General features: G+C 70.3%; 15 protein-coding genes. 12 read left to right on the top strand and 3 right to left on the bottom strand.

Annotated elements, in window-relative coordinates; genetic code table 11:
- The first annotated feature begins 98 nt into the window (after window positions 1-98).
- Complete coding sequence (locus OG219_RS17050; RefSeq protein ID WP_266827454.1) at window positions 99-1,448, top strand: FAD-binding oxidoreductase; 1,350 nt, start codon at window positions 99-101, stop codon at window positions 1,446-1,448.
- 3 nt (window positions 1,449-1,451) lie between these two features.
- Here the strand turns inward: OG219_RS17050 and OG219_RS17055 are convergent, their stop codons facing one another.
- Window positions 1,452-2,042, bottom strand: a complete 591-nt coding sequence (locus tag OG219_RS17055; protein ID WP_266827456.1) for a biotin transporter BioY — start codon at window positions 2,040-2,042, stop codon at window positions 1,452-1,454.
- 633 nt (window positions 2,043-2,675) lie between these two features.
- Between OG219_RS17055 and OG219_RS17060 the strand changes: the two genes are divergently transcribed.
- The 8 genes from OG219_RS17060 to OG219_RS17095 all read left to right on the top strand — a co-directional run bounded on the left by OG219_RS17060 (window position 2,676) and on the right by OG219_RS17095 (window position 11,519).
- Window positions 2,676-4,013: an ROK family transcriptional regulator gene (locus tag OG219_RS17060; protein WP_266836120.1), complete on the top strand. Its 1,338-nt coding sequence runs from the start codon at window positions 2,676-2,678 to the stop codon at window positions 4,011-4,013.
- A gap of 251 nt (window positions 4,014-4,264) precedes the next feature.
- The gene (locus OG219_RS17065) at window positions 4,265-5,338 is read left to right on the top strand and encodes an ABC transporter substrate-binding protein (RefSeq protein ID WP_266827458.1); all 1,074 of its coding nucleotides are present in this window, start codon (window positions 4,265-4,267) and stop codon (window positions 5,336-5,338) included.
- A 5-nt stretch (window positions 5,339-5,343) separates the two neighbouring features.
- Window positions 5,344-6,204 carry an ABC transporter permease gene (locus tag OG219_RS17070; protein WP_266827460.1) on the top strand — a complete coding sequence of 287 codons (861 nt, stop codon included), beginning with the start codon at window positions 5,344-5,346 and terminating at the stop codon, window positions 6,202-6,204.
- Window positions 6,180-6,926: an ABC transporter ATP-binding protein gene (locus OG219_RS17075; protein ID WP_266827462.1), complete on the top strand. Its 747-nt coding sequence runs from the start codon at window positions 6,180-6,182 to the stop codon at window positions 6,924-6,926. Before OG219_RS17070 ends, OG219_RS17075 begins: the two co-directional genes overlap by 25 nt.
- The gene (locus OG219_RS17080) at window positions 6,923-8,272 is read left to right on the top strand and encodes an LLM class flavin-dependent oxidoreductase (RefSeq protein WP_266827464.1); all 1,350 of its coding nucleotides are present in this window, start codon (window positions 6,923-6,925) and stop codon (window positions 8,270-8,272) included. The genes OG219_RS17075 and OG219_RS17080 overlap by 4 nt, the downstream gene beginning before the upstream one ends.
- 75 nt (window positions 8,273-8,347) lie before the next feature.
- Window positions 8,348-9,247: a TauD/TfdA family dioxygenase gene (locus OG219_RS17085; RefSeq protein WP_266827466.1), complete on the top strand. Its 900-nt coding sequence runs from the start codon at window positions 8,348-8,350 to the stop codon at window positions 9,245-9,247.
- Window positions 9,248-9,369: 122 nt separating this feature from the next.
- The gene (locus OG219_RS17090; RefSeq protein WP_266827468.1) at window positions 9,370-10,758 is read left to right on the top strand and encodes an amino acid permease; all 1,389 of its coding nucleotides are present in this window, start codon (window positions 9,370-9,372) and stop codon (window positions 10,756-10,758) included.
- Window positions 10,759-10,877: 119 nt separating this feature from the next.
- Window positions 10,878-11,519 carry a superoxide dismutase gene (locus OG219_RS17095; RefSeq protein ID WP_266827470.1) on the top strand — a complete coding sequence of 214 codons (642 nt, stop codon included), beginning with the start codon at window positions 10,878-10,880 and terminating at the stop codon, window positions 11,517-11,519.
- A gap of 110 nt (window positions 11,520-11,629) precedes the next feature.
- Here the strand turns inward: OG219_RS17095 and OG219_RS17100 are convergent, their stop codons facing one another.
- Window positions 11,630-12,292 carry a histidine phosphatase family protein gene (locus OG219_RS17100; RefSeq protein ID WP_266827472.1) on the bottom strand — a complete coding sequence of 221 codons (663 nt, stop codon included), beginning with the start codon at window positions 12,290-12,292 and terminating at the stop codon, window positions 11,630-11,632.
- Window positions 12,293-12,602: 310 nt separating this feature from the next.
- Between OG219_RS17100 and OG219_RS17105 the strand changes: the two genes are divergently transcribed.
- Window positions 12,603-12,821 carry a hypothetical protein gene (locus tag OG219_RS17105; RefSeq protein ID WP_266827474.1) on the top strand — a complete coding sequence of 73 codons (219 nt, stop codon included), beginning with the start codon at window positions 12,603-12,605 and terminating at the stop codon, window positions 12,819-12,821.
- A 190-nt stretch (window positions 12,822-13,011) separates the two neighbouring features.
- Here OG219_RS17105 and OG219_RS17110 read toward each other — a convergent pair whose 3' ends face one another.
- On the bottom strand, window positions 13,012-13,686 hold the full coding sequence (locus tag OG219_RS17110) for a DsbA family protein (protein WP_266827476.1): 675 nt from the start codon (window positions 13,684-13,686) through the stop codon (window positions 13,012-13,014).
- A gap of 150 nt (window positions 13,687-13,836) precedes the next feature.
- Between OG219_RS17110 and pepN the strand changes: the two genes are divergently transcribed.
- A complete protein-coding gene (pepN, locus tag OG219_RS17115) occupies window positions 13,837-16,431 on the top strand; it encodes an aminopeptidase N (protein WP_266827478.1) in 2,595 nt (864 codons plus the stop codon).
- 296 nt (window positions 16,432-16,727) lie between these two features.
- Entirely contained in the window at window positions 16,728-17,783 is a 1,056-nt protein-coding gene (locus OG219_RS17120) for a hypothetical protein (protein ID WP_266827480.1), read from the top strand.
- Window positions 17,784-17,804 lie beyond the last annotated feature (21 nt).

Below are 17,804 nucleotides of genomic sequence, written 5' to 3' on the forward strand. Positions count from 1 at the left end.
CGAGGTGAGAGGTGAGGGGGCTGGGAGCCGGGCACGGCTCTCAGCCCCCTTCTTCCTGCTCAAAAACATGACGGAGGATGTCAGGTTATGGACCCACGATGACCGCCATGAACATCGCGGACAGCAACGCAGGCAGCAAGGCGAATCGGCTCGTCCTCCGTCCCGGCGACGCCGGGTACGACGAGGAACTCGCCGGTTTCCAGACCGGGTTCGCGCAGCGGCCCGCCGTGATCCACGCCGTCTCCTCGGCCGCCGACGTGGCCGCCGCCGTGCGGTACGCCGCCGCCGAGGGCCTGCCGGTCGGCGTCCAGGCCACCGGGCACGGGCTGCCCGGCGACGCGGAGGGCGGCGTACTGATCACGACGAAGCGCATGGACAAGGTCACCATCGACCACGAAGCGCGCACCGTCCGCGTCGAGGCGGGCGTCCGCTGGGGACAGGTCGTCGCGGCTGCCGGGCCGTACGGGCTCGCCCCGTTGAACGGTTCGGCGCCGGGTGTGGGCGCCGTCTCTTACACGCTGAGCGGTGGACTGGGCATCCTGGCAAGGGAGTTCGGGTACGCGGCCGACCATGTGCGCGCACTGGATGTCGTGACCGCCGACGGCCGGCTCCGCCATGTGACACCGGAGGTGGAGGCGGAGCTGTACTGGGCGCTGCTCGGCGGCGGCCACAACTTCGGCGTCGTGACGGGGATGGAGATCGGCCTCGTGCCGGTGGCGCGGCTGTACGGCGGCTCGGTCTCCTTCGACGGGCGCGAAGTCGGTCCGGGGGCTGTGCTGCGGGCGTACGAGCGGTGGACGCGGACCGTGCCGGACGGGCTGACCTCGTCGTTCGCGGCCGTGCCTTACCCGGACGTCCCGGCGATGCCGGACCGGCTGCGGGGGCGGTACGTCATCTCCGTACGCGTGGCCTACACGGGTGCCGACGGGGATCAACTCGTCGCCCCGCTGCGGGAGATCGGCCCGGTGCTGGCGGATTCGCTGCGCGAGATGCCGTACACGGACAGCCACACGATCCACAGCGACCCCGCGTTCCCGCACACGTACTACGGCGACAGTGCGGTGCTGTGCGAGCTGAACGTCGACGCGGCGGCCGGGGTTCTCGCCCTGACCGGGCCGGAGGCGCCCGTGATGTGCGTCGTGCAGATCAATCACTTGGGTGGAGCGCTGGCCGTTTCGGCGCCGAACTCCGTGCCGCACCGTGAAGGGCGGTTCCTCGTACGGCTGTTGGCGATGGGCGACCGGGACACGGCTCGCGAGGTGCTGGATCCGGCGTTCGGGCGGCTCGCGCCGTGGGCGGTCGGGCGGGCGCTCAACTTCGCGTTCGGGGCCGGGGACCGTACGGAGGGGCTGTACGGGGACGCCGAAACGCGGAAGAGGCTCGCCGGGTTGAAGTCGGAGTACGACCCGGCGAACCTCTTTCGGCACAACTACAACATCACCGGCTGAGCCTCAGCGGTCGAGGAACTTCCAGGCGGTGGGAAGGATGCCCATCGCCAGGGCCGCCTTCAGGGCGTCGCCGAGCAGGAACGGGGTCAGGCCGGCCGCGATCGCGGCGCTCGCCGACATGCCGGTGGCGAGGGCCAGGTAGGGGACGCCGATCGCGTAGATGATCGCCTCGCCGAGCAGCATCGTGCCCGCCGTGCGCAGTACGGAGCGGTCGGCGCCGCGGCGGGCGAGGGCGCCCACGACGGTGGCGGCCAGGAGCATGCCGAGGATGTAGCCGAAGGACGGGGCGGCGCTGCCGGAGCCGCCGCCGGCGAACCACGGCACGCCCGCCATGCCGACGAGCGCGTACACCGCGAGCGACAGGAAGCCGCGGCGCGTGCCGAGCGCGGTGCCCACCAGGAGTGCCGCGAAGGTCTGGCCGGTCACCGGGACCGGGGAGCCCGGGACCGGGAGGGAGATCTGGGCGGCGAGGCCGGTGAGGGCGGCGCCGCCGAGGACCAGGGCGGTGTCCCTGACGCGGGAGGCGGGGAGCAGGTCGGCGAGGACCTCGCCGGGGCGGGTGCCCGTGCGGGGGGTGGCGGCAGCGGTGCTCATGGGGACTCCGGCGGGGTGACGGCAGGTTCGGGACACGGTGACGCTATCCCAGGGGTGTGCGGGCGATCACCGTCTGCGGTCGACAAAGGGGGGAGCCGGGGGTTGGTTGGCTTCTGACAAAGGGTGCGGTGTACACCCGTGGGGGCGTGATGCTGGTCACTGAGGTGGGGAGGATTTGCCCACGGGGTGGGGGGCTGCGTGACTGTCGGGTCCCGCCAAAAGCATTTTTCGCCCCCTCCGCCCCTACCCGTCCCTTGCCCCTGGGGCTCCGCCCCAGACCCCGCTCCTCAAACGCCGGAGGGGCTAAACACCTTTAGCCCGTCCGGCGTTTGAGGACGAGGCCGTTCAGGCCGACAGCGGGGGTCTGGGGGCGGCAGCCCCCAGGAACGGGACGGGAAGGGGCGGAGGGGGCGAAGAAAACCGCCCCTAGCAGGATCCGCCGGACAAGCCCTACCCTTCACCCCATGGTTGCCCAGGCTGAGAACTTCGCGTCGCGTCGCTATGTCGACCTGCGCCGCCAGGGCACGGCCACCTGTCGCCGCACGGTGTAGGGCGGGACGGAGCGGATCCGGCTCGCCGATACGAAGACGGCGCAGTGTCGGACCGGCCCCGAGGAAGTTCTCCATGCTCTCCATGCCCCGTACCGCGGCACCACCGCGGACGCCCCCTCCCACCACCACCCACCGAGCCGCCGACAGTGCGCGCCGCAGGACCAGCGCCAGTGTCATCCTGCGGTCCGTGCTGGAGCACGGACCGGTCGCCCGGAGCACCGTCGCCCGGCTGACCGGGCTGTCCCCCGCGTCGGTGACCGACTACTGCGCCCAGTTCGCGGCGCTCGGTCTGATCCGGGAGGCGCCCGCGCCCCGGCGGTCGAAGGGCGTGGGACGCCCGCACGTACCGGTCGACCTGGACGACGCCCGGTTCGTGGTGGGCGGAGTGCACGTGGCCGTGCCGTACACGACGGTCGCGCTGCTCGATCTGCGCGGCCGGGTGGTGGCGGAGCGGCGGCTCGACCACGACGGTGGCACCGAGCCGGGCCGGGTGCTGGCGAACGCCGCCGACGGGCTCGGCGCACTGCTGGCGGACGCCCCCGGCCGTACGCCGCTGAGTGTGGGCGTGGCCTGCGGCGGCTGGGTGGACCGGGACTCCGGGACCATCGTGGAGCACCCCATGCTGGGCTGGCGCGAGGTCGCCGTACGGGACGCGATCGGCGCGCGTACCGGGCTGCCGGTCCATGTGGACGGCCACTCGCGGGCGTTGGTCAACGGGGAGCGGCTGTTCGGGCGGGCGCGCGGCAGCCGGAGCGTGCTGCATCTGTTCGTCGGCAATGTGGTGGACGCGGCCTTCGCCACCCACGACGAGGTGCACTACGGTCCACGCTCGCAGGCCGGGGCGATCGCCCACATACCGCTCGCGGGCGGCACGGAGCTGTGCGACTGCGGCCGGACGGGGTGCCTCCAGGCCGAGTTGAGCGAGCGGACGCTGTCCCGCCGGGCCCGCGAGGCGGGGGTCATCGCCGGTGTGAACCCGATGCACGTGGTGGCCGCGGCGGCGGACGGTGACCCGATCGCCGTACGGCTGCTGGTGGAGCGGGCCCGGATGATCGGGCGGGCGGTGGGGCTGCTGCTCGACGTCCTCAATCCGGACACCGTCGTCGTCACCGAGGTCGGGATCATCCACCGGGAGGACTGCCTGCGGGCGCTGCGCGAGGAGGTCGGTCCCGACCGGGCGGCGGCCGTCGTACCGACGAGTTTCCCGGAATCCGTGCTGGCCGTGGCGGGCGGTTCGGTGGCCCTCGACGTGTTCTACCGGGATCCGCTGGGCGCGTCGGCGTCGCCACCAGAGCCCTCACCGGAGCCGTCATCCGAGCCGTCATCGGAGCCTTCATCGGGCTTTCACCGGGACCGATTTAATTCAGAAACTCCGAATGTTGACAGGCCTCGCGGCCGACCAGGAGCATCCTCCTCATGAGCAGCTCGCGGGTGCAGGTTCCGCTCACCAAGTGCCGTGTCGTCGACCTCATGCGGGTCGCGCGCACGCTTTGTTGCTGACGCGTTGACGCACTGACGATCACTCGGATCCCTCTTTTTGCCGCGCCTTCGGCGTGTGCCTCATGTGCCTCTTCACGCGCGCATTCCTCCTTGCCGGCTTCGCCCTGCCCGGCTTCGCCCTGCCCGGAATTCCGCGCGTTCTTCTGCCACTTGAAGTCACGGAGTCCTCCCATGCCACCACTGCCCTCTTCCGCGTCCGGTATCGACCGACGGCTGTTCCTGTCCTCCCTGCTCGGCGCCGCCGCTGTCGCCTGCCTCAGTGGCTGCGCGGGCAGCAGCGCCGCGAGCACCTCGGCCAAGGGGTCCACGTCCGCCCCGCTGTCCGCCAAGGTTCCCTCCGGTACGAGCCTGAAGATCGCCTCGTTCCAGGGCCGGCAGCAGGTCCAGTTCAAGTTGGCGGGCCTCGACGACCTGCCCTTCACCGTCGCCGACTGGCCGAACATCGGCGCCGGTCCCGATGTCATCAACGCCTTCCGCGCCAAGTCCCTGGACCTCGCCAACAACGCCGGCATCCCGCCGATCCAGGCGCACTACCAGGGCTTCGACGCGAAGATCGTCGCGATCAACGTCACCCGCAAGCCCAACTACGCCTTCGCCACCAAGCCCGGCAGCGACATCAAGGACATCCAGGGCTTCAAGGGCAAGAAGCTGGCCTTCTCGCAGGGCCAGGCGCAGGGCGTCGTACTCCTGCGCGCCCTGAAGGAGGCGGGGCTGGCGTACGACGACGCGGAGCTGGTGCCGCTGACCAGCAACCAGTTCCTCACCGCGCTCCAGTCCGGCCAGGTGGACATCGCCCCGCTCGGCAACGAGCAGGTGCCCGCCTATCTCAAGCAGTACGAGTCCAAGGGCGCGCACATCATCGCCACCGACGTCGTGGACCTCCTCAACCTGCTGTGGGCGCCCACCTCCGTGCTCGCCGACCCCGCGAAGGCCGCCGCGATCGCCGCGTACATCCCGCGCTGGGCGCAGGGCACCGTGTGGGCGTACGAGCACCCCGACCAGTGGAACGAGGAGTTCTTCGTCAAGACGCAGAACCTCACGCTCGAACAGGCCGAGGCGATCACCGAGCTCGCCAACAAGCCGCTGTATCCGCCGAGTTGGGACGAGGCGGTGAAGTGGGAGCAGGAGACCGCCGATCTGCTGGCCGAGGGCGGCTTCGTGAAGGCGTTCAAGGTCGACTCGCTCTTCGACCGGCGCTTCGAGGGCATCGCGGCGAAGTCCGTACCCGCCGAGTACCGGAGTTGACCGCCATGACCACGACCACGACCAGCACGCTGACCGCCGCCACCACCGCACCCGCTGCCGTCACGGAGAAACCCGCCCGTACCCGGCGGCGCCGCGGGCTCGCCCCCGGCAAGCGGCTGCCCGCCTCCCGCGTCATCGGCCCCGCCCTGGTCCTCGCCCTCTGGGCCGCCGCGTCCGCCGCCGGGCAGCTGGACCCCGGCGCGATACCGGCGCCCTGGACGGTCCTCAGCACCGCGGGTCATCTGTGGACCGACGGCACGCTCCCCACGGATGTGCTCACCTCTCTGGAGCGCGCCGGATACGGGTTCGCCCTCGGGCTGACCGCCGGGGTGGTCCTGGCGCTCGCGTCCGGGCTCAGCCGGGTCGGCGAGGCGCTGATCGACGGGACGGTGCAGCTCAACCGGGCCATCCCGACCCTCGGTCTGATCCCGCTGTTCATCCTCTGGCTGGGCATCGGCGAGACCTTCAAGATCGCGATCATCGCCATCGTCGTCTACATCCCGATCTATCTGAACCTGCACTCCGCACTGTCCGGCATCGACCACCGCTATGTCGAACTCGCCGAGGTCCAGGGGCTGTCCAGGGTCGCCTTCATCCGACAGATCGTCATCCCCGGGGCGCTGCCCGGCTTCTTCGTCGGACTGCGGCTCGGGGTGACCGGGTCCTGGCTGTCCCTGGTGGTCCTGGAGCAGATCAACGCCACCAACGGCCTCGGTTACATGATGTTCCAGGCCCAGAACTACGGCCAGTCGGACGTGATCCTCGTCGGCCTGCTGATCTACGGGGTCTTCGGTCTGGTCTCCGACAGCGCGGTCCGTCTCATCGAACGGAGGGTGCTGTCATGGCGACGCACGCTGAGCAACTGACGTCCACTCAGAAGACGCCCACCGTCCAACTCCGGGGCCTGACCCGCTCCTTCGAGGGCCGCACCGTCCTGGACGACATCGACCTCGACCTTCCGGCGGGCCAGTTCACGGCCCTGCTCGGACACAGCGGCTCCGGCAAGAGCACACTGCTGCGCGCCATCGCAGGGCTCGACCACACCGTCGTCGGAAGCGGCCGACTGACCGCCCCGGAAAGGGTGTCGGTCGTCTTCCAGGACTCCCGGCTGCTCCCCTGGCGCCGGGTCCTCGACAACGTACTGCTCGGCGCGGACGGCAGGGAGGCCGCCGAACGCGGTCGCGCGGCCCTCGCCGAGGTGGGCCTCGCGGGCCGCGAAAGGGCCTGGCCCAACGAGCTGTCCGGCGGTGAGGCGCAGCGTGCCGCGCTGGCCCGCTCGCTCGTCCGCGATCCTGAACTCCTCCTTGCCGACGAGCCGTTCGGCGCCCTGGACGCGCTCACCCGGATCAAGATGCACGTCCTGCTGCGCGAGCTGTGGGAGCGCCACCGGCCCTCCGTGCTGCTCGTCACGCACGACGTGGACGAGGCGATCGTGCTCGCCGACCGGGTGCTCGTGCTCGACCAGGGGCGTATCGGCCTCGATCTGACCGTCGACATCCCGCATCCCCGCTCATATCGCGACCCCTTGCTCGGCGAGTACCGCGAGCAGCTGCTCGCCGCCCTTGGCGTCACGGAGGACCACAAATGACCACTGAACGCCGGCTTCACCTGAACGCCTTCCTGATGAACACCGGGCACCACGAGGCCTCCTGGCGGCTGCCCGAGAGCGATCCGTACGCGAGCGTCGACCTCGCGCACTACGTCAACCTCGCCCGTATCGCGGAACGCGGCACCTTCGACTCACTCTTCCTCGCCGACGGCCCGGTGCTGTTCAACAGCGTCGGCCAGCGCCCGTCCGGCACCCTCGAACCGATCACCCTGCTCACTGCGCTGGCCACCGCCACCCGGCACATCGGCCTGATCGCCACCGCCTCCACCTCCTACAACTCCCCCTACAACCTGTCCCGCAGATTCGCCTCCCTCGACCACCTCAGCGGCGGCCGGGCCGGCTGGAACATCGTCACCACCGCCGGTGCCGAGGCCGCCCGCAACTTCGGCCTCGACGACGAACCCGCCCACGCCACCCGCTACGAGCGTGCCGCCGAGTTCCTCGACGTGGCGCTCAAGCTCTGGGACAGCTGGGAGGACGACCTGGTCGTCGGCGACAAGGTGACGGGTGTCTGGGGCGACGAGCAGAAGCTCCATCCGCCGCGCCACAAGGGGACGTACTTCAGCGTCGAGGGCGCTCTCAACGTCCCCCGCACGCCCCAGGGTTACCCGCTCCTCGTGCAGGCGGGGTCCTCCGAGGACGGCAAGCGTTTCGCGGCCCGGTACGCGGAGGCGGTGTTCACCGCGCAGCAGACCCTCAAGGACGCGCAGGACTTCTACGCCGACCTCAAGTCCCGTACGAGCGCCACCGGCAGGGACCCCGACCACATCAAGATCCTGCCCGGCATCGTCCCGGTCATCGGCTCGACCGAGGCCGAGGCGCGCGAACACGAGCGGGTTCTTGAGGACCACATCGTGTACGAGCACGGGCTGTACCGCCTGGAACACCTGCTTCACCTGGAGCCGGGCACGCTCGAACTCGATGCGCAACTGCCCGCCGATCTGCCGCCGGAGAGCGCCATCGAGGGCGCCAAGAGCCGCTACACGCTCGTGGTCGAACTCGCCCGGCGCGAGCGGCTCACCGCCCGCGAGCTGATCGGCCGGCTCGGGGGCGGGCGCGGGCACCTGACCTTCGCGGGCACGCCCGAGCAGATCGCCGACGCGATCGAGGACTGGTTCCGGCTCGGCGCCGCGGACGGCTTCAACATCATGCCCGCCGTGCTGCCGTCCGGCCTCGAACTCTTCGTCGACCAGGTCGTGCCGATCCTGCGCGTCCGCGGTCTGCTCCGTACGGAGTACGGGCCGCGGCAGACGCTGCGGGAGCGGTACGGGCTGCCGCGGCCGGCCAATCAGTACGCCGCCGTCCCGGCACTCGCTTCCTACTGACACGCCCCTCAAGGCACCCACAGAACCGCCCGCTCAAGGCACCCGCGCGCATCCCCTCCTGGAAAGGACCCGCACATGTCCGAGATAGAGATCCGCAAGGTCACCGCGAACATCGGCGCCCAGATATCCGGCATCGACATCGCCAAGCCCCTCGACGACGAGACCATCGCCGCCGTCCGTGCCGCCCTCAACGAGCACAAGGCGCTGGTCTTCGACGCCGAAGGCCTGGACGACGAGGGCCAGCAGGCCTTCGCCCGCCAGTTCGGCGACCTCACCACCGCCCACCCGACCGTGCCCGCGGTCGACGGCGCCCCGAACGTGCTGCCCGTGGACAGCGAGCGGGGCCGCGCCAACCACTGGCACACCGACGTCACCTTCGTCCTCAACCCGCCCCAGGCCAGCACCCTGCGCTCCATCACCATCCCGCCGTACGGCGGCGAGACCCTCATCGCCAACTCCGCCGCCGCCTACCGCGACCTGCCCGAGCCGCTGCGCCAACTCGCCGACAACCTGTGGGCCGAGCACACCAACGACTACGACTACGCGGTGCCCGACGAGCAGATCGACGAGGAACAGGCCGAGCAGCGCGCCCAGTTCACGTCCATCAAGTTCCGTACGGCCCACCCGGTCGTCCGGGTCCACCCGCTGACCGGTGAACGCGGGCTGTTCATCGGCGGGTTCGCGCAGCGGATCATCGGCCTGTCGGTGGGCGAGTCCCGCAAGATCCTCGACATCCTCCAGGCGTACGTCACCCGGCCGGAGAACATCCTGCGCTGGCGCTGGTCCCCGAACCAGCTGGTCCTCTTCGACAACCGGATCACCCAGCACTACGCCATCGACAACTACGACGGACAGCCCCGCCGCCTGCACCGCGTGACCGTCGCCGGTGACGTACCGGTCGGCATCGAGGGCAAGGAGAGCTACTCGATCACGGGCGACGCCTCGCACTACACCTCGGTCACCGAAGTCGGGTAACCGGAGCTTCACCCTCCGCATCGCTCTCGTCCACATGCTGGGCGGCCGCTCCGTCCGACCGGAGAGGCCGCCCAGACTGGCGGCGTTTTTGCCCCGTCTCACGTAATGGACGAGCCGCGCCCATGCCCCGCACCACCCTCGACGCCCCACCCGGTTCCCCGGACACGGGCGTCTCCCTCTCCCACGGCCTCAAGCAGCGCCACCTGTCGATGATCGCGCTCGGCGGTGTGATCGGGGCGGGCCTCTTCGTCGGCTCCGGCGCCGGAATCGCCGCCGCCGGACCCTCGATCGTCATCGCGTACGCCGTGAGCGGCCTGCTGGTCATGCTGGTGATGCGGATGCTCGGCGAGATGTCGGCCGCGTACCCGTCCTCCGGTTCCTTCTCGGCGCACGCCGAGCGCGCGATCGGCCCTTGGGCGGGCTTCACCGCCGGCTGGTCCTTCTGGATCCTGCTGTGCACCGCCGTCGGCCTCGAAGGCATCGGCGCCGCGAAGATCGTCACCGGCTGGCTGCCCGGCACCCCCGAGTGGGCCTGGGTCGCCCTCTTCATGGTGGTGTTCTGCGTCGCGAACCTCGCCGCGGTGAAGAACTTCGGCGAGTTCGAGTTCTGGTTCGCCGCACTGAAGGTCGGCGCGATCAGCCTCTTCCTGATCCTCGGCGTACTCGCCGTCGCGGGCGTCCTGCCCGGGACGGACTCCCCCGGGACCGCCAACCTGGCCGACTTCCTGCCGAACGGCGGCGAGGGGCTCGTCATCGGCCTGCTCGCGTCCGTCTTCGCGTACGGCGGTCTGGAGACCGTGACGATCGCGGCGGCCGAGTCGGAGAACCCGGTGCAGGGTGTGGCCCGGTCGGTCCGTACGGCGATGTGGCGCATCGCGCTCTTCTACATCGGCTCGATGGCGGTCATCGTCACGCTCGTCCCGTGGGACTCGAAGGAGGTCGTCGAGAAGGGCCCGTACGTCGCCGCCCTCGACCACCTGGGCATCCCGGGCGCCGCCCAGCTGATGAACGTGGTCGTCCTCGTCGCCCTGCTCTCCGCGATGAACGCCAACATCTACGGCGCCTCGCGCATCGGATACTCGCTGGTGGAGCGGGGGCAGGGCCCGAAGGCGCTGGGCCGGGTCTCGGCCGGGGTCCCGCGCGTCGCCGTCCTCGCGTCGTCGGTCTTCGGCTTCGTGTGCGTGCTGCTCAGCTACTGGCGGCCCGACGACGTCTTCCCCTGGCTCCTCAACATGATCGGCGCGGTCATCCTCGTCGTCTGGATCTTCATCGCCGTCTCGCAGCTCCGGCTGCGGCGGAAGGTGGAGCGCGAGGCGCCGGAGAAGCTGGTCGTACGGATGTGGCTGTTCCCGGCGCTGACATGGGTGGCGCTCGCCGGGATGGCCGGCATCTTCGTCCTGATGGCACGGGAGCCGGACACGCGGGTGCAGCTCTACTCGACGGGCGGAATGACGGTGGCGCTGGCGGCGGTCGGATACGCCCGGCAGAAGGCGCGCGCCGCTCGCGGCTGACACCCCTCAACTGCACGTCTCAACTGCGCAAAGGCCCTCGCATGCGTCACGCGAGGGCCTTTTTGTTGCTAGCGTGTAGTTGCACATAGATTGCAATAAGAGGTCGGAGGGGACCCGCCATGCCCGTCTACACACTTCCCGAGCTGCCGTACGACTACTCCGCGCTCGCGCCCGTGATCAGCCCCGAGATCATCGAGCTGCACCACGACAAGCACCACGCGGCGTACGTGAAGGGGGCCAACGACACGCTGGAGCAGCTCGCGGAAGCGCGTGACAAGGAGTCGTGGGGCTCGGTCAACGGGCTGGAGAAGAACCTCGCCTTCCACCTCTCCGGCCACATCCTGCACAGCATCTACTGGCAGAACATGACTGGCGAGGGCGGCGGCGAACCGCTGGCCGCAGACGGCGTGGGTGAGCTGGCGGACGCGATCACCGAGTCGTTCGGCTCCTTCGCCGGGTTCAAGGCCCAGCTGACGAAGGCGTCCGCGACCACGCAGGGCTCCGGGTGGGGCGTCCTCGCGTACGAGCCGCTGAGCGGGCATCTCGTCGTCGAGCAGGTCTACGACCACCAGGGCAACGTCGGCCAGGGCTCGGTCCCGGTCCTCGTCTTCGACGCCTGGGAGCACGCCTTCTACCTCCAGTACCGGAACCAGAAGGTCGACTTCATCGAGGCCATGTGGCAGGTCGTCAACTGGCAGGACGTGGCGCGGCGTTACGCGGCGGCGAGGTCCCGCGCGGATGTGTTGCTGCTGACGCCCTGAGGCAGATATGAAGCGTCCTGCTCGTGATCGTCTTCTCAACCTTCACGTGGCAGGCGGATGGAAGGAAAGCCCCCGCGAGGACGTGACTCGCGGGGGCTTTCCCTTGTTCCTTACGCGCACGGCACGTTGAGTGAGAGCAGGGCGACGGTCCTGTCGCCGCTGCCGTCGCTCCTATCGCTCTTGTCGCCTGCGTCGATACGGAGTTCTGTGATCGCCGCGTTGCGCAGGTGCGGGAACACTCGGCGGTACTCGCCCAGGGGGATCGACAGGAGCGAGCACAGGGCCAGGCGGAGCAGGGTGTTGTGGGCGACGACCAGGACGCGCTCGCCCTGGTGGGCGGTCGCGATGCGGCGCAGGGCCCTCACGCCGCGGGCGGCCGCGGTGCGGGGGTCCTCCGCCTCCGGGAAGGGGTACGCCACCGGGTCCGCCCGGAACGCCTTCGCCCGGGCCGGGTTCTCGGCCTCGAACTCCGCCAGGGTGCGGCCCTCCAGGATGCCGAAGTCGCATTCCCTCAGGGCCGGTTCGCGGGTCGCGGTGAGGCCGAGGGCCCTGCAGGCGGGCTCTGCCGTCGCGGCGGCGCGGGACACCGTCGACGTCCAGACCGCGTCGACCCGGTGGGCGGCGGACCAGTGGCCGAGGGCCTCCGCCTGGGCCCGGCCCTCGTCGGTGAGAGCGACGTCGCTCACCCCGGCGTAACGGTTCTCGGCGTGCCAGACGGTCTGCCCGTGCCGGGCGAGGAGAAGGGTCGACGTTGACCCTGGGGACGTACTCATGAAGCCGCAGTATCCAGGGTGTGGAGGTGTGGTGAGGGGTGATCGCCGGGTTTCCTCGCCCCCTCCGCCCCTACCCGTCCCGTACCTGGGGGCTGCCGCCCCCAGACCCCCGCTTTCGGCCTGAACGGCCTCGTCCTCAAACGCCGGACGGGCTAAAGACTTCTAGCGCCGGCCGGGGAAAGATTCAGCCCCTCCGGCGTTTGAGGAGCGGGGTCTGGGGCGGAGCCCCAGAAACAAGGGACGGGCAGGGGCGGAGGGGGCGAAAAAACCCTAGGCTCGCGGCACCCGGGCGTCTTACAAGGAGGCGTACATGCCGTACAAGTGGTGCCGGAACTGCGGGAAGATGCGGGACTTCCGTCGGCTGGAGGGTGACGCGGAGCGCGCGGCGGCCAGAGAGGTCACCGGGCAAAGCAATGTGGACGCCTATATCCGCTGCGCCCACGAGGGCTGCCGCCGAGTCCAGCGGCGGGGCAAGAGCAGCGACGGCGGGACCCTGCCCGAGGAGCTGCGGATCCCCGCCGCCGAGTGAGGGCTAGGGCCTGTCCAGCGGATCATGTCGCAGACGCGGGGTGTGGCACGCCCATCTGCCGCGTTGTCGTCGGTCGCCGACGCTCCGCGTCGACTCCCTCCTCCGCCTTGCAGCTGCACGCACCACACCCCGCTCACCTGGGCTTATTAGGCGCCGTCGCTTTCCTGCGACCTGATCCGCCGGACAGGCCCTACAGGTTGCTGAAGTCCGGGCCGGCCGTCCGCGACCGCTTGATCTCGTAGAAGCCGGGCGTGGACGCCACAAGGAGCGTGCCGTCCCACAGCCGGGCCGCGGCCTCGCCCTGAGGGGCCGGGGTGACGACCGGACCGAAGAAGGCGATCTGCTCGCCGTCGGCGCCGGGGACGGCGATGACGGGCGTGCCGACGTCCTGGCCGACCTTGTCGATGCCCTCCTTGTGGGAGGCGCGCAGCTGGGCGTCGAACTCGAAGTTCTCCTGGTCGGCGTAGTCGAGCAGGGAGGCCGGAAGGCCGACCTCGTCGAGCGCGGCGGCGATCGCCTCGACGGTCGGGCCCTCGCCCTGGTTGTGGATTCGGGTGCCGAGCGCGGTGTACAGCGGGCCGAGTATGTCGTCGCCGTGCTTCTGCCAGGCGGCGGTCACCACACGGATCGGCTTCCAGGCCTTGGTGGCGAGCAGCTCCCGGTACTCCTCGGGAAGCTCGTCCAGCTTCGGCTCGTTCAGCACCGCGAGGCTCATGATGTGCCAGCGGACCTCTATGTCCCGGACCTTCTCCACTTCCAGGATCCAGCGCGAGGTCATCCAGGCCCAGGGGCACAGCGGGTCGAACCAGAAGTCGACGGGGGTCTTGCCGGAACCGGAACTCGTCTGGGCCGTCTGCTCGGGCATGGGTCTCCTCGGAAAGTGGTCTTTCCGAGGGCAACACCACCGGCCACCCGAGCCATTCCCGGGTGCCCGGCGTCAGGGGCACATGACAGGATCGGCCCTGTACCAACCGTCCGAACCAACCCGTCCGACCAGCCCTGAGGGAGTGCCCCCGTGCCCGGTGAGAATCTGTCCCGCGACGAGGCCCGGGAACGGGCGGCACTGCTGTCCGTCGACGGGTACGAGGTGTCCCTCGACCTGCGATCCGCCGTCGGGGACCAGGACACCGGCCAGGCCACCGAGGGCGCACCGCGCACCTTCCGCTCGGTGACCACCATCCGCTTCCGCTCCGCCGAGCCGGGCGCCACCAGCTTCGCCGACCTGATCGCGCCGAGCGTGACGGCGCTCTCCCTCAACGGCAAGGATCTCGATCCCGGCGAGGTCTTCGACGGGACCCGGATCCTCCTTGAGGACCTGGCGGCCGACAACGAACTCGTCGTGGACGCCCAGTGCGCCTACTCCCGCACCGGCGAGGGCATGCACCGCTTCGTCGACCCCGAGGACGGCGAGGTGTACCTGTACACGCAGTACGAACCCGCCGACTCGCGGCGCGTCTTCGCCAACTTCGAGCAGCCGGACCTCAAGGCGCCCTTCCGGTTCGAGGTGCGGGCCCCGGAGGGGTGGACGGTCTGGAGCAACGGGGTCGGTGAACTCACCGACGGTGTCTGGCAGTTCGCGGAGACCAAGCCCATCTCGACGTACATCACCGCCTTCGCCGCCGGCCCTTACCACTACGTGACCGACAGCTACTCCCGCACCTTCGCCGACGGTACGACGCTGGAGATCCCGCTCGGCGCGATGTGCCGCAAGGGCCTGGCGCCCTACTTCGACTCCGACGACGTCTTCCTCGTCACCAAGCAGGGCCTGGACTTCTTCCACGAGCACTTCGACTACCCGTACCCGTTCGGGAAGTACGACCAGGCGTTCGTGCCCGAGTACAACCTCGGCGCGATGGAGAACCCCGGACTGGTCACGTTCCGCGAGGAGTTCATCTTCCGCGGCAAGGTGACTCAGGCGTCCTACGAGGGCCGGGCGAACGTCATCCTGCACGAGATGGCGCACATGTGGTTCGGCGACCTCGTCACCATGGAGTGGTGGGACGACCTGTGGCTCAAGGAGTCCTTCGCCGACTTCATGGGCGCGTTCTCGCTGGTCGGTGCGACCCGCTTCAAGGACGGCTGGATCACCTTCGCCAACCGCCGCAAGGCGTGGGCCTACCGCGCGGACCAGCTCCCGTCCACCCACCCGATCACGGCCGACATCCGCGACCTCCAGGACGCCAAACTCAACTTCGACGGCATCACCTACGCCAAGGGCGCCTCCGTACTGAAGCAACTCGTCGCGTACGTCGGCCAGGACGCGTTCCTGGAGGGCGCGCGCCGCTACTTCAAGCGCAACGCGTACGGCAACACGCGCCTCGGCGATCTACTGTCGGTGCTCGAGGAGACCAGCGGGCGCGACCTGGCGACCTGGGCGCGGGCGTGGCTGCAGACCGCCGGGGTCAACTCCCTCACCCCGCAGGTGATTCTGAGCGCGGAGGGCCGGATCACCGAGCTTGCCGTACTCCAGGAGGCAGCGGAGTCGCACCCCGAACTGCGCCCGCACCGGGTGGCGGTGGGCCTGTACCGGCGTACGCCGAGCGGCGCCGTGGAGCGCTACGCGCGCGCCGAGGTGGACGTCGAGGGCCCCCGCACGATCGTCGCCGAACTGGTCGGTGCCGAAGCCCCCGAGCTCGTCCTCGTCAACGACGACGACCTGACGTACTGCAAGATCCGTTTCGACGAGGGCTCGTTGGCCACGCTGCGCGAGCGGCTCGGCGAGATCACGGACCCGCTGGCGCGCGCCCTGTGCTGGTCGGCGCTGTGGAATCTGACGCGTGACGCACTCATGCCGGCCCGCGACTTCATCGGCCTGGTGCTGCGCTTCGCGGGACGCGAGTCCGACATCGGCGTCCTGCAGATGCTGCACGCCTGGGCCGACTCCGCGCTCACCTTCTACGCGGCGCCGGACTGGCGCACGGAGGGCGAACGCCTGCTCGCCGAGGGCGCGTTGAAGGAGCTGCGGCTCGCGGAGCCCGGCAGTCAGCACCAGCTCACCTGGGCCCGCTTCTTCGCCAGGGTGGCATCAGGCGCGGCCGATCTCCAGCTCCTGGGAGGCCTGCTGGAGGGCACCGCGAAGATCGACGGCCTGGAGGTCGACCAGGAGCTGCGCTGGGCGTTCCTGGAACCGCTGGCCGCGCACGGAATCGCCGACGAGTCCAGGCTGGCCGCCGAACTCGCCCGCGACGACACGGCGTCCGGCAAGCGCCACCAGGTCCGCTGCCTCGCCGCCCGCCCCTCCGCGGCGGTCAAGGCACAGGCCTGGGCGGCCGTGGTCGAGTCGGACGCGCTCTCCAACGCCCTCGTCGAGGCGACCATCGCGGGCTTCGACCAGCCGTCCCGGCGCGAGCTGCTCGCCCCGTACGCCGCGAAGTACTTCGACGCGATCGAGCGCGTCTGGGCGGACCGCTCCATCCAGATCGCGATGGACGTGGTGAAGGGTCTCTTCCCCTCCCTCCAGGACTCCCAGGAGACCCTGGACGCGACGGACGCGTGGCTGGCGGCACACGAGAGCGCGGCGCCCGCGCTGCGCCGGCTGGTCCTTGAGGCGCGGGACGATCTGGCGCGGGCCCTGCGCGGGCAGGCGTGTGATGTGGCCGCCGCGGGCTGACGACTGCGGCGACTGAAGCGACCCCGAGGGCACCGGTTCCGCCGGTGCCCTCAGTGGTCGCTGAACACCAGTGCCTCAGCGGTCGCGGGATACCGGCACCCCGGTGGTTAAGAAATATCCGCGCCCCCGGTGGTTACGAAATACAGGTATTCAGAGCCGTAACCCCTATTACTCCCCATCTGGACCAGCGCCTTTCGGCAGTCGAACGCCCGTACTTTAGTGCTGGCTTGTCCGGATTTGTCGACGGGCGTGTAACAGCGGTTAGAGGACGGATCCAGAGCGGGAAACCCCGGGTCATGAACCACAACACCCCGCTCTCCCACTCCCCCCGCCCCCTCCGTCACCTGTCCCACGTACAGCGGCGCGTCCTGACCACCGCGCAGCTGCGGGCGAACGGCGTGACGGCCGCGGAGACCAACGAGCAGTGCCGGCCGGGCGGCCCCTGGCAGCAGTTCCTCCCGGGCGTCTACCTCCTGCACCCCGGCCCGCCCACCTCCGAGGAACGCCTGCACGCGGTCCTGATGTTCGCCGCCCGCTCCCCCGCACAGCCGGTCCCCGCGATCCCCGTCCAGCCGGGCGCCGAGGATCCGCACGCCGCCCAGCCCTACACGGACGTCCTGATCACCGGCCTGGCTGCGCTGACCCTGCACGGCTTCACCTCGGCGCCCCCGCTGCTCTCCCTCGACAAGATCGACGTCATGGTCCCCCGCCTGCGCCGCCTCCGCTCCACCGGCTGCGTCCGCATCGTCCGTACGCCGTCCCTCCCCGCCCCCTCGTACGTCACCGGCGTCCCGGTCGCCCCCGTCCCCCGCGCCCTCGCCGACGCCGTCGCGGAACTGTCGGACGCGAACGCGGTACGCCGTCTGCTGACCGAGGCGGTACGCGCCGGGCACTGCGAACCGGCCGCTGTCGTACGGGAGTTGACCCAGGCCCGGCTGCTCTCGCGCCCCCACGTGGTGGACGCCGTTGACTCTCTCCTCGCCGAGGGCCGCTCGATCGCGGAGGACCGCCTGTACCGGATGGTGGGCGAGCACGGCCTCCCCGACCCCGTCTGGAACGTGGACCTCCGGCTCCCCGGCGGCCCCCACCTCGGCGGCCTCGACGCCTACTGGCCGGAGCAGGCGGTGGCCGTCGAGCTCGACACCCGCGCCCCCCGCCAGGACGAGGACGCCCTCTGGTCGGAGTACGCCCGCAAGCGCGAGCACCTGGAGCGCCTGGGCATCACCGTCGTGTACATCACCCCCAAGAAGCTGCGCGACTCGATGGAACAGCAGGCCACCGTCGTACGCACCGCCCTGATGGCGTCGAACGACCGCGATCCGGCGGCCTATGTCGTGGTGCTGCCCCGGTAGTGACGGACCGGGGTCGTATCA

Origin of the sequence: Streptomyces sp. NBC_00038 (genome assembly GCF_026343635.1) — a bacterium.
Lineage (GTDB): Bacteria > Actinomycetota > Actinomycetes > Streptomycetales > Streptomycetaceae > Streptomyces.